This is a genomic window from Clostridium kluyveri DSM 555 (genome assembly GCF_000016505.1).
Taxonomy (GTDB): domain Bacteria; phylum Bacillota; class Clostridia; order Clostridiales; family Clostridiaceae; genus Clostridium_B; species Clostridium_B kluyveri.
Genome location: NC_009706.1, coordinates 1,153,808 through 1,167,139, shown reverse-complemented (window position 1 = coordinate 1,167,139; position 13,332 = coordinate 1,153,808). Strand labels below are relative to the sequence as shown.

At 30.8% G+C, this 13,332-nt stretch carries 10 protein-coding genes and 2 riboswitches; of the genes, 4 read left to right on the top strand and 6 right to left on the bottom strand.

Annotated elements, in window-relative coordinates:
* The 6 genes from CKL_RS05490 to CKL_RS05465 all read right to left on the bottom strand — a co-directional run bounded on the left by CKL_RS05490 (nucleotide 1) and on the right by CKL_RS05465 (nucleotide 6,803).
* Nucleotides 1-831 (bottom strand): hypothetical protein, encoded by an 831-nt coding sequence (locus CKL_RS05490; RefSeq protein ID WP_012101495.1) that lies wholly within the window; start codon nucleotides 829-831, stop codon nucleotides 1-3.
* Nucleotides 818-2,293, bottom strand: coding sequence for a type IV pilus biogenesis protein PilM (locus CKL_RS05485; RefSeq protein ID WP_012101494.1), 1,476 nt, complete (start codon nucleotides 2,291-2,293; stop codon nucleotides 818-820). Before CKL_RS05485 ends, CKL_RS05490 begins: the two co-directional genes overlap by 14 nt.
* A gap of 21 nt (nucleotides 2,294-2,314) precedes the next feature.
* The gene (locus CKL_RS05480) at nucleotides 2,315-3,508 is read right to left on the bottom strand and encodes a type II secretion system F family protein (protein ID WP_012101493.1); all 1,194 of its coding nucleotides are present in this window, start codon (nucleotides 3,506-3,508) and stop codon (nucleotides 2,315-2,317) included.
* 119 nt (nucleotides 3,509-3,627) lie between these two features.
* Nucleotides 3,628-5,301 (bottom strand): GspE/PulE family protein, encoded by a 1,674-nt coding sequence (locus CKL_RS05475; RefSeq protein ID WP_012101492.1) that lies wholly within the window; start codon nucleotides 5,299-5,301, stop codon nucleotides 3,628-3,630.
* Between the two features lie 81 nt (nucleotides 5,302-5,382).
* Nucleotides 5,383-5,910 (bottom strand): type II secretion system protein, encoded by a 528-nt coding sequence (locus CKL_RS05470; RefSeq protein ID WP_012101491.1) that lies wholly within the window; start codon nucleotides 5,908-5,910, stop codon nucleotides 5,383-5,385.
* A gap of 140 nt (nucleotides 5,911-6,050) precedes the next feature.
* Nucleotides 6,051-6,803, bottom strand: coding sequence for a prepilin peptidase (locus CKL_RS05465; protein WP_012101490.1), 753 nt, complete (start codon nucleotides 6,801-6,803; stop codon nucleotides 6,051-6,053).
* A gap of 50 nt (nucleotides 6,804-6,853) precedes the next feature.
* Nucleotides 6,854-6,940: riboswitch (cyclic di-GMP riboswitch) on the bottom strand.
* Between the two features lie 243 nt (nucleotides 6,941-7,183).
* Between CKL_RS05465 and CKL_RS21210 the strand changes: the two genes are divergently transcribed.
* The 4 genes from CKL_RS21210 to pflB all read left to right on the top strand — a co-directional run bounded on the left by CKL_RS21210 (nucleotide 7,184) and on the right by pflB (nucleotide 13,331).
* Nucleotides 7,184-8,005 carry a sensor domain-containing diguanylate cyclase gene (locus CKL_RS21210; RefSeq protein WP_012101489.1) on the top strand — a complete coding sequence of 274 codons (822 nt, stop codon included), beginning with the start codon at nucleotides 7,184-7,186 and terminating at the stop codon, nucleotides 8,003-8,005.
* 99 nt (nucleotides 8,006-8,104) lie between these two features.
* The gene (locus tag CKL_RS21205; protein WP_341271434.1) at nucleotides 8,105-8,887 is read left to right on the top strand and encodes a putative bifunctional diguanylate cyclase/phosphodiesterase; all 783 of its coding nucleotides are present in this window, start codon (nucleotides 8,105-8,107) and stop codon (nucleotides 8,885-8,887) included.
* Nucleotides 8,880-10,838 (top strand): PAS domain S-box protein, encoded by a 1,959-nt coding sequence (locus tag CKL_RS05455; protein WP_012101487.1) that lies wholly within the window; start codon nucleotides 8,880-8,882, stop codon nucleotides 10,836-10,838. The genes CKL_RS21205 and CKL_RS05455 overlap by 8 nt, the downstream gene beginning before the upstream one ends.
* A gap of 82 nt (nucleotides 10,839-10,920) precedes the next feature.
* Nucleotides 10,921-10,999, top strand: a riboswitch (ZMP/ZTP riboswitch).
* A 97-nt stretch (nucleotides 11,000-11,096) separates the two neighbouring features.
* Entirely contained in the window at nucleotides 11,097-13,331 is a 2,235-nt protein-coding gene (gene pflB / locus CKL_RS05450) for a formate C-acetyltransferase (protein ID WP_012101486.1), read from the top strand.
* Nucleotide 13,332 lies beyond the last annotated feature (1 nt).

The window sequence follows — 13,332 nt, the reverse complement described above, 5'->3', positions numbered from 1 at the left end:
TTATTTAAACATATCAGAAATACTATTAAAACCTTCTCTCTCACTATCATAAAAGCCATAGTTCTCCTGTAAATTCCCCCCGCCATTTCCGCTGTCTTGTATATATTCATAAAAAACAATTTCTGATAAAAGCTCCTGAGATGTCTGAGTACTGCCCTCACCTGTCTGATTATTATTTACATTTTCCTCTAGACCACTGCTATTACTTTCGGGAAAAAGATTTCGAGTATCTGTACCATTATTAGAACTTCCTGATGTGATACTGTTTTGGGTGGAAATAGTAATGCTTTTTACATTAAGTTTTCTTTCAGTGATAGTTTTCAATCCTTTTATAAAATTTTCTATGTTGCTCTTATTTCCCGTTACTTTTAAATTTATTGAAAGGGTATAAAATTTTCCACTGTCCTGGTTGTTTTGTGAAGTTGTACTGTCTTTATTATCAGTGGTATTACTGGCGTTATTAGAATTTTCATCACCACTATTGTCTTCCTCATTTAATAATTCAAAAGAAATACTTTGTCCTGTAACTCCAGACGACTTACATCCATTATAAAAATCATATATAAGCTTAGGAGTATCCACTTTAACAGGAACCATACTGTCAAAGTCCGCCGTTTCCTGTTTAAGCTTTTCTATCTCCTTCTCTTTGGTATGAATAGACTGCTGTTTTAATTTAATGCTGCTTAATTCTTTTTTTCGGGTAATATATTTATTTTTAGCCTGTTCTACACTATTTAACTGTGCCTTTATAAAATAAGTATAACTGGCATAATTAATTCCAACAAACAGCAGTGCTATCAAAATCATCAAATCTCTTTTATTTTTTTCCACTTATACTCACGCCTTTATATGAATTTATTATCTTAAGGTTAAGTGTAATTTCTTTTACATTATCATCAAGCTCTATTTGAGGAAGTTCCACCGGCTCAAATACATTCATTTTGTTCAAAGCCACAATAACTCTGGCACCATCTAGGGTACTGTTATTTATATTAAATGTAACATTTACATTGTTTTTATCCATAGCAATATTTTTTATCGATACTTCTTTTGGAAGGCCCTGTCTTAAAATATCCAATATACCTATATAATCGAATTCATGATTATTGATTTTTTCCATGTTGTTGGCCTTTTCCTCATATTCTTTCTTCTCCTGCTCCAGCTTATCTATATTCTTTTGCACATCGCTTAGGGCAGCTATTTGTAAATTTAAAGCTGCTGTATCATACTTTGGTAAACTTATTTTACTATATATAAACACTCCCACCGCTGTAATCAACGTTATCAATATACATATTATTGCTTCTATTATAATTATTCTATTAGCAGATATTTTTGCTTTCTTTTTCCTATATAATTTATCAATAAAATCTATTTTTTTATTATAAACATTTTTTACTGGTATAAAATATCCCAGTATATCACTATAAATATTAATATCTACAGGACTATTTTTAATTAGTTTTGAAAGTTTTAAGGGAATTCCCATTACAGGTTCCATAGAGGTTTGATTATTAATAAGATTATATAAATTAGGATTATTGTAAAATTCGCCCATAATATATAGTTTTTCAACCCTATTTCCAAAATGTCTTGTAGAATAAAAATTTAAAAAATAATCAATATTTTCCAATACATCGCTGAAATCTTTTTCATATTTTTGGTAATTTTCACTGGAGATATGTGAATAAAGAAATATCTTCTCCTTATCCAATATAGTTAAGGTAGTTTTTCCACTGTTTACATCTATAACTGCTGTACTGCTGTCTGTACCTAAGAACAAATTTGATATGTAATCCGGATATATTCCTACAGACACCGGGTTCAGTCCGCAATATTTTATAAAATCCAATATTTTTTTTAATTTTATTCTGGGTACAACAGTTAACATAATAGACATTTTCCCTTTTTTACGCTGCTTTTTATCCAAAGATACAATTTCATAATCACTGCAATATTCATTCATACTAACGGCAAAATATTCTTCAATATTGTTTTCTATAAAATTTTTTAAATCTTTTTTATTCATTAAAGGTACATCTATAATTCTAGTTACAATATTATCCCAATTTAAAATTATTCCCACATTCCTGTTTATAATCCTAAATTTTTCTCTAATATTTTTAATTTTATTCAAATTATATTCATCAGCATAGGGTTCTCCTCCAGAAATGTCTTCACTATTTTCTTCTATTCTTGCTGCTTTTTTTATCTTTATTTTATTTATTAGTTTTGATACAACAGCCACATCTGCATAATTTTCTTTAAAACTAAATACCATTTTGGAAGACATCTAGTTACCTCCACATTATTTTTATTGCATTCCCTGAGTAATCTGCATTACAGGAAGTGCCATGCCAAGTATTGCCACTCCCACAACTATGCCTATAATTAAAGTTAGGACAGGTTCTACCAAAGACATAAGTCTTGTAATTCCTATCTGTACTTTTTCATCATATATATCTGCCAATTTAAACATCATTTCATCAAGCCTTCCTGTTTCTTCACCTACTTTTATCATTTGAGTTACCAGGGGTTCAAATATTTTTTCATTTTCAATGGAATCTGCAAATTTTATACCGGTCATAAGCTCTCTTTCAGCATTTTCTATTTTTTTCATTATAAACTGATTATCCACTATAAACTTTATATTTTCCATTATAGTTATAATAGGAACTGCAGATTTTAAAAATATCCCCATACTTCTAGTAAACCTTGACGTAATTACATTCTCTTTTACAGGACCAAAAACAGGAATTTTCAAAACAGTCTTGCCCCAAAAATATGCAACTTTTGGAATGGTACTCATATATTTAAGTATCCCTATTAAAATAATTATACCTGTAATTATATATAAATAATTGTTGTTTAAAAAATTCATAATACCTAACACAATTATTGTTACAGCCGGTAAATTCTCTCCTGTAAATAAATCTCTTATTTCAGGATATACAAAAAAATTAAAAAAGAGCATCATGCCTACTGCAACAACCAAGATCAATGTGGGATATAAAGAAGCATTTTTAATTTTATTATTCATACTTGCTTCCCTTTTATAAAAACTTTCCATATTATAAAGTACAGTATCCACATTTCCACTGACTTCTCCTGTCATAACCATATCAATCAACAATTTGGGGAATTTTTCACAGGCTCTCATAGATTCAGCTAAATTTTTTCCTTTTTTTATACCTTCAATTATCCTCAAGATTACTTTTTTCATATTTTGATTCTTAGTCTGCTGCTGTATTATTTCAAGTCCTGATAAAAGATTTACTCCTGAATTTAAAATCATGGCTGTCTGACCGCAAAAATTAGCCAGCACTTCCTCACTAAATTTTCTATTTAAAAATCCAAACCGGGATAAAGTAAACTTTTCTTTTACATATATTATTCTCAATCCTCTGGCTTTTAGAATATCAATTACTGCACTGGCACTTTCTTCTTCCATTTCTTCTTTTATTATTTCAAATTCATCATTCCAAAATTTACATATAAATTTTTTCATAATTTATTTTCCCCTAAAACTATTTCCACAATGTATTTTAGACTTAAATACTTCTTAAATTCAGAGAAGTTGACTTTGACAAATGCTTTTTTATACCTAGCCCTTTAAGCCTTTGAAAATTAAACAAGTTCTCCATAAGTAGCCTTTAGCATTTCATCAATGGTGGTTGTTCCGTTTAAAACCTTATTTATACAGGATTCTCTCAGTGTATTCATACCTTTTTTAAAAGCTGTCTTTCTAATTTCACTTTCAGTAGAATTTATGTCTATGAGATTTTTAATATCTTTATCCAATTCAAGTATTTCAAAGATACCTATTCTTCCCTTATATCCCGTATCATTACATAAACTGCATCCCATGCCCTTTTTAAGCTTCACAGCATTCTTTACCCCCAAAAGTCTCATTTCCCTTTCATCACTTGTGTACTCTTCTCCACAATTTGGACATATCTTTCTAACCAGCCTCTGGGCTATTACTCCTGCCAGAGTGGAAGATATTAAAAAAGGCTTTATATCCATATCCAAAAGTCTTCCTATAGTGCCCACTGCATTATTGGTATGAATAGTTGACAACACCATATGGCCTGTCAGTGCTGCCCTTATTGATATTTCCGCCGTTTCATTGTCCCTTATTTCCCCTACAAGAATTATATCCGGGTCCTGTCTTAGTATACTTCTTAGCCCATTTGCAAAATCAAAACCTATTTTAGTATTTACCTGCATCTGGTTAATACCTTTTAAGTTGTACTCTATAGGATCTTCTATGGTTATTATGTTTTTAGACACATCATTTAATGTATTCAGCATAGAATACAGAGTTGTGGTTTTGCCACTTCCGGTAGGTCCCGATACCAGTATTATACCATAAGGATTAGAAATCATCCTCATTATTTTTGTCAGTTCATTCTGTTCCACCCCAATTTTTTCAAGTCCTATAGAAAAATTACTTTTATCCAATAATCTCATTACAATTTTTTCCCCTAAAACTGTTGGAACTGTGGAAATTCTAATGGCTATATCCCTTTCCTTAACTTTAAAATTAATTTTACCATCCTGGGGTATTCTATTCTCCGCTATATTAAGACCTGCCATTATCTTTATTCTGCTTGTCACAGGGGAAATCATATCTATATCCGTCCTCATAATTTCCCTTAGAATGCCATCTACCCTGAATCTAACTCTCATTTCCTCTCCCTCAGGCTCTATGTGGATATCTGAAGCATTGTATAAAACCGCATTTTCAATTATGGTATTTAAAAATTTTATAATTGGCGCGGAGGCTTCATCTACTATTTCTTCTTCTCTAATTCTTCTACTGGCAAAGTTTTTTTTGTAATTTTGTGCCGCTTCCTGGGCCTTGCTTTTTCCATAATACTTTTCAATATTATCTAATATACTGTCCTTCAACGCTATGGCAGTTTTAACATTATAGCCTGTGGCTATTTTTATATCTTCAATGGCAAAATAATTCAAAGGATCACTCATGGCTACAAATAAAAAACCATTCATAATATCCACAGGAATAACTTCATATTTTTTGGCAATAGCCACAGGTATAATATCTATAATATCCTGTCTTACATTGATGTTATTTAAATTTACTACAGGTATTCCAAGCTGTTCCTTTATGGCATTCACTATCTGCTGATTAGTAATAAAACCCTTTCCTACAAGTATTTCACCAAGCTTTTCGCCTGTGTCCTTCTGTAAAATAAGGGCTTTTTGTAACATTTTTTCTGTTATAACTCCTGCATCTATAAGTATTTCTCCCAGCCGTTTTTTTATTTTTGACATGAATCTGCTCCTTTCTTAAATTTAATAATCTTAATTATACAAGAAAGAACACGTAAAGACATGTTCTCTCTTAAAATAATATTATTGAACTATAAAAGCTTGAGTAGCACTTCCGCCACCATCAATACCAAATATTCCATATCCATTTTTATATACAACTATCATAACTTCTCCTTTTTTATTAGTGTTAGGAAAAGTAATCCCTGTATCATTTTTTACACTTCCTTCACTACTTGGAACATCTTTAGCACTTGCACCTGCTGAAGCACTTTTATCAATAACCTCATATGCTTTAGTTTGTCCTTCACCTTTATTATTAGTAAAAGGATTAAATAACTGACTTGCTGTATTACCTGTACTAAAAGCACCATTAAGCTGATTTAATAAGTCCCATCTATTTAAATAGGTAGCTACTCCTCCATTATTAGTTACTTTAGTTTCCAAATAAGCCCTTACAGTATTTACATTAGTAGTTACCCCTGCACTCTTAGAATTGTTTTTAAATATCTGAGATTTAGGCACTAAAACCACAGCCAATATAGCTACAATAGCGAGAACTATCATAAGTTCAATCAGGGTAAAACCCTTTTTCTTTTTTACCATTTCCATAATATTTTTCTCCCCCTTAATTAAAAATTTAGAGATTAATCAATTGATTTTTTACACATTTCACCAATAAAAGTTATTAACTCATTCTTACATTCTATTATTTCTCTCCTTCTCCCCCCTAACCAGTCAATTTTAGATATTTAAAACAAGTACCAGTTTAAAATACTTTGTCCTAAAAATACTGTAATAAAAGAAGCTATAACAATAAATGGCCCAAAGGGAATATAATCCTTTCTGGATTTTTTCCCAAGTAAAATAAGTACAAGCCCTATAACAGCTCCTATAATAAAGGCTAGAAATAACATTAACATCGTATACTTAAACCCTAAAAATAGTCCGCATATAAGTGCAATCTCCACATCTCCCCAGCCCATGCCTCCTTTTGTTATAAGGATAATTAAAGCTATAAATACCCCTGCTGATACCCCTCCATAAACATAGGTTTTTATAGGAAGTCCTATATAAAAATATATGACTAAAAATATTATGCCAGCAATGATGCCTGTACCTGTAGTTTTAAGGTAAACATCCGTGGTATGGAAATCTATCATTCCTATTACAATCATAATACTAATGAATACCATATATTTTATAAGCTCTATACCCACTCCAAAGTTAATGTAAATAAGCACATATAATAAACCCGTTATAAATTCTAAGACAGGATACCTTAAATGTATCTTTTTGCCGCAATATCTGCATCTTCCTCTCAAAATGATATAACTTATTACAGGAATCATATCATAGGCCTTGATTTTTTTATTACAATTCATACAATGAGAAGGTGGATGTAAAATAGACTCACCTTTAGGTATTCTATATATACAAACATTTAAAAAGCTTCCTATGATAGTTCCAAAAATAAAAGCCAAAATACCATAATAAATATCCATAGTTATTCTCCATTTTTAAAAAGCAAAACCCTGTATCCATAAAATATTTATGAATACAGGGTCGGTTGCATCACTAACTCCAATACACACAAGGATGCCCAAATTAAAGTGTGTACCTCATCGTTCCCCTCAATTTGTTTAATTTTAGCATAAAAACACTCCAGTTTCAATAAACTTTGGAAAATAATTTAACTGCCAAATATTAAAACTTTCACTCAAATCACTCTAATAACCGTAAAAATTATACTTGCATAATATGACATTTTATTATACAGTATATTCAAATTTTATTATTTATACTATAATTAATCTACATATAAATATCAATTTAAAAATGAATATACTAGCCTTTAAATATCCTTATAAAATAGGAGGTTAATATGGAAATTTATAATGGAAGCAATGAACAAATATACAAAAGAGCCTTAACTGGAGCCAATATTTCACTTTGGGAATGGGATTTGGAAAAATGTTGTATATTTTTTTCAGATAACTTTAAAAATATCCTAGGATATAACACTGAAAATTTTAAGAATCTATTTGATTTTATTGAAGAAATTGTTATCCCCCCGGATAAACTAAGTGCCAAAAACGATTTAACTTTTTTTATAAAAGGCAATACGGAAACTTACAGAAGTGAATTCAAAATATCAACCAAGGAAAAGCATATTAGATCATTACTTGTTAAAGGTGCCGCCACCAGAAATTCAGCAGGTGAAATAATTTTACTTTCCGGTTCAATAAATGATGTAACACAAAAAAAGAGATTAGAAGAATATATTAATTACTCTGCTTACTACGATTCTCTCACAGGATTGCCAAACAGAATCTTATTTAGAAACGACTTAAAAACAATCTTAGACAACTATAAAAACGGTGCCCTGATATTTATAGACATTGATGACTTTAAATCAGTTAACGATACCTTCGGCCATGATTATGGAGATCTACTTCTTGTAATTTTCTCCCAGCTGATAGCCATGTGTATAGAACCTTATGGAACTTTATATCGACTTGGAGGAGATGAATTTATGCTCCTTATTGACAAACTTAATTCCTATAATGAATTAAAAAAACTCTGTATGGAAATATCCCATTATCTAAAAAATCCTTTTGAGGTTAAAGAAAAACAAATATATATAACCATAAGTATAGGTATTGCTCTATTTCCGGAAGATAGCAGCGATGTAGCAGAACTGTAAAAATATGCGGATTTAGCAGTATTTGAATCAAAACAAAAGGGCAAAAACACTACTACTTTTTTTAAAAAAGAATTATTTTATTTTTATCGAAGAAAACTTATTATTGAGCAGGAACTCAAAACAGCAATTGAAAATAATGAACTTTATATACTATATCAACCTCAAATAGATGCTGTAGAAAATAAAGTAATAGGCTTTGAATCTCTACTAAGATGGAAAAATAGAAAACTTGGCTTTATTTCACCACAAGAATTCATACCAATATGTGAAAGCACAGGAATTATTATAGACATAGGTGAATGGGTTCTAAATTCCGTATGTAAAATGATCTATGAATTACAACTAAAGGGTTTTAAGATAGAAACCATATCAGTAAATGTTTCTCCTATTCAATTGAGAAATAGTGATTTTATTACCAGGCTTATTAATATATGTGAAAAAAATCAAATTTCCCCTTCTCTACTGGAAATTGAAATAACAGAGGGTACATTGATAGATTTATACGCATGCAAAATAAAAACCTTAGATGAACTGCTAAAAAAAGGGGTCAGAGTTGCAATAGATGATTTTGGTACAGGATATTCATCTTTAAACTATTTAACCATATTGCCAGTAAATACATTAAAAATTGACAAATCTTTTATTGATAATATCGAAAGTAAAAAGAATAAAGCTGTAATAAAATCTATAATTAATCTATGTAAATCGTTAAATTATAACATTATTGCAGAAGGTGTCGAAACTAAAAGACAGCTAGACTGCCTTCTCCATATTGGTTGCAACATAATTCAGGGATATTATTTTAGTAAACCTCTGCCTGTAAATAAAATTGAAAATATCTTAAAAGAAAAAAATAAATTTGGAGGATTTCAATTTGAATAATTTAAACAAAAAAATATCAAAAGACTCTAAATATATTACATTAATATTAGATATGCAGTGGAAAATAATATGTGGCAATAAAAAGGCTTTATCAGTTTTAAAGTATACAAAGGAAGAACTCCTGTCAATGACTGTATTTAATCTAATCTCATCAGATGAAAAAAGAGCTGTAATCAACCAGTTAAAAAATTTTAACAGTGAGGAGTTTCATTTTAATACCTTCTATTGCACAAAAGATAGTTTAAAATTTCCTGTAGAGGTATCTTTTATTCCCATGGAATTAAATTCAAATAAAATAATTTTAAATCTCATAAGAGATATTACATTAGAATTACAAAGAGAAGAAGAAATAGAAACTCTTGCTTCTATTGTGGAATATTCAGAGGATGCCATTTTAAGTAAAGATTTAAATGATATTATTACAAGTTGGAACAAAGGCGCTGAAAAGCTCTATGGTTATAAGAAAGATGAAATTATAGGGACGCATATATCTAAACTTATACCTGATGAAACCATTGGAGATGTGGAGATAATTCTAGATAAAACAAAAAAAGGTATAGAAATATACCACCATGAAACTACTCGATTAACCAAAAGCGGAAAAAAGATATTGGTATCAATATGCATTTCCCCAATTTACAATAGAGAAAAAAAAATTATAGGGGCATCAGCAATTGCCAGAGATATATCAGATAAAAAATCAAAGGAAAAGCAATTAAAAGAAAAATATGAAGAACTTTCAGCTATATATGAAGAACTTGCTTCTACAGAAGAAGAATTAAGAAGTAATTATATAGAACTGGAAAAAGCAAAAATAGAAGCTGAAAATGCAAATATAGCAAAAGCTAACTTTCTTGCAAATATGAGTCATGAAATTAGAACTCCACTAAATGGCATTATAGGAACCATTGACTTAATTTCATTAATGGAGATAAGAGAATGTACAAGACCATATCTGGAAATATTAAGAAACTCCTCAACTCACCTATTGGATATAACTAATAACATTTTAGATATATCCAAAATAGAATCAGGTAAAATTGAATTACATATGAAAGTATTTGATTTGAAAAATATGCTGGATACTTTCATAAGGGAAATTTCATATGCATGCTCAAACAAAAATATAAAATTCACATATTTCATAGATCCTTTGATTCCCTCTGAATTAATAGGAGATGAATTAAAATTAAAACAGATCCTTATAAATCTGTTTAATAATTCACTTAAATTTACAAAGAAAGGGCATATATTATTTAAAGTCAAAAAAATATCTCAAGTAAATGAAAAGGTAATTTTGGAGTTCTCCATAGAAGACACAGGTACAGGTATTAAAGAAAAATTCAAAAAACAGATCTTTAAAAGATTTGTTTATCAACAAGTACCTCAAAATGAATATTATTCTACTACAGGTCTTGGACTTTTAATATCTAAAGAACTAGTAAAAATCATGAATGGAGACATATGGTTTGAAAGTGCTGAAAATATAGGAAGTACTTTTAGTTTTACAGCAGAATTTTTACTGTATTTCAATAAAGCTGTAGATAGCAAATTAATGCCCGAGGATACTGTTCCCCACACTTTAAACAAAAATATTTTGATAGTAGAAGATAATGAAATAAATATGCAAATAGCCTGCGGTATGTTAAAAAAACTAGGTTATAATTTTTTAAGTGCCTATAATGGAAACCAGGCATTAAAAATTCTGGAAACCATGTCTGTAGATTTAATACTTATGGATATACAAATGCCAGAATTAAATGGCCTTGAAACCACAAAGATAATTAGGAAAAATGAACTTCACGAAAAATGTCACATGCCTATAATTGCAATGACTGCATACGCCATGCCCGGTGATAGAGAACTTTGTATTGAAGGAGGAATGGATGATTATATTTCAAAACCTTTCGATATATATATATTAAAAAATATTCTACAGCGATTTTTATGATTAAAGAATTTAAAAATCTTCCCTATTTATATTGACACAATAATATAAATATGATATTTTAGTGTTGCACAAAATTGATTTGAAGGAATCGTATAACCGGCGGCAGTGGAATTAACCACAAGGAGTACGATTTTTAAAAGCCGACCGCCTGGGCAATCAAAAAGTCCAGGTGGTCTTTTTGATTAATATCAAGAATTAAGATAATTTGCAATTGAATTCATTACAAATTACAAAATATTATTGAAAAGAGGGGCTTTTATGAAAAAAAAATGGAAGAATTTTAACACAGGAAATTGGACAGAAAATATTGACGTAAGAAATTTCATACAAAAAAATTACACTCCTTACACTGGAGATGAAAGTTTTTTAACCTCCCCTACAGAAAAAACCAAAAAAGTATGGAAAAAATCTGAAGAACTTATTTTAGAAGAAATTAAAAAAGGTGGAGTGTTGGATGTAGATACAAATACTGTATCTGGAATAGATAATTTTAAGCCTGGTTATATAGACAAGGAGAATGAAGTTATTGTGGGACTGCAGACAGATGCACCACTTAAAAGAATAGTAAATCCTTTTGGTGGAATAAAGATGGCTAAAGATGCCCTTACAGATTATGGATACAGAATTGATGAGAATATGAACAATATATTTACAAAATACAGAAAAACCCACAACGAAGGTGTATTTGATTCATACACAGAGGAAATAAGAGCTGCAAGACATGTAGGTCTTATAACAGGACTTCCAGATGCCTATGGAAGAGGAAGAATAATAGGAGATTTTAGAAGAGTTGCACTCTATGGAATAGATTATTTAATTGAAGAAAAGAAGAAAGATTTAAAGACCCTTAAAAGTCCTGATATGCTGGAAGACATACTAAGACAGAGAGAAGAAGTATCAGAGCAGATAAAAGCTCTTTATAAGATTAAAAATATGGCTGCAAGTTATGGAATAGACATATCAAATCCAGCCGGAAATGCAAAGGAAGCCGTACAATTTACCTATCTTGGCTACCTGGCAGGCATAAAAGAAAATAACGGAGCTGCAATGTCTCTTGGAAGGGTTTCTACATTTTTGGATATATATATTGAAAGGGATTTAAAAGAAGGGGCTTTAACTGAACAAGAAGCCCAGGAACTTATAGATCAATTTGTAATAAAATTAAGACTTGAAAGACATTTGAGAACTCCAGACTATAATGAACTATTTGCTGGAGACCCTAACTGGGTAACTGAATGCATAGGTGGTATGTCCATAGATGGAAGAACACTGGTTACTAAAAACTCCTATAGATTTTTAAATACCCTTACAAACTTAGGACCTGCCCCTGAACCAAATATAACAATACTATGGTCACAAAACTTGCCTGAGCCTTTTAAAAAATACTGCAGCAGAATGTCTATTGAAACAGATGCTCTGCAGTATGAAAATGATGACCTTATGAGACCTGTATATGGAGATGACTATGGCATAGCCTGCTGTGTATCTGCCATGGCTCTGGGAAAAGAAATGCAATTTTTCGGTGCCAGATGCAATATTGCAAAATCCCTCTTATATGCCATAAACCAGGGCTCAGATGAAAAAACCTTTGAAAAAATAGTACCCCATATAGAAAAAATGGAAGATGAGATTCTAAATTATGAAAAAGTAAAGAAAAATTATTTTAAGGTACTTGAATATGTGGCAAAATTATATGTAAATGCCCTCAACACCATTCACTATATGCACGATAAATATGCCTATGAGGCAGGACTTATGGCCCTTCATGATACCAAGGTCCACAGATTTCTTGCCTGCGGTATAGCTGGTCTTTCAGTGGCAGCGGACTCATTGAGTGCCATAAAATATGGAAAAGTTACCCCAATTAGAAACCAGAAAGGCACAGCAGTGGCTTTTAAAACAGAAGGTGATTTTCCAAAGTACGGTAATGATGATGACAGAGTAGATGATATAGCTGTGGAAATTGTAAATAAATTCATAAGTGAACTCAGAAAAACTGAAACCTATAGAAATGCAGAGCATACCCTCTCTGTACTTACCATAACTTCAAATGTAATGTACGGTAAAAAGACAGGAGCCACACCAGATGGAAGAAAATCAGGAGAACCTTTTGCCCCAGGTGCCAACCCAATGCATGGAAGAGATAAGGAAGGCGCTCTGGCATCTTTAAATTCAGTGGCTAAAATACCTTATCGCTCTGTGTGCCAGGATGGTGTTTCAAATACATTTTCCATTGTACCAGATGCCCTGGGAAAAGATTTAAACACAAGAACAAATAATCTGGCCTCCATTTTGGACGGATATTTCTCAAAGGGAGCACACCATTTAAATGTAAATGTAATGCACCGTGAAACCCTGTTAGATGCTGTGGAAAATCCCGAAAAATATCCAACTTTGACTATACGTGTTTCAGGATATGCAGTTCATTTTATAAAACTTACAAGACAGCAGCAGGAAGAAGTAATCAAAAGAACTTTCCACCAAAGAGTTTAAA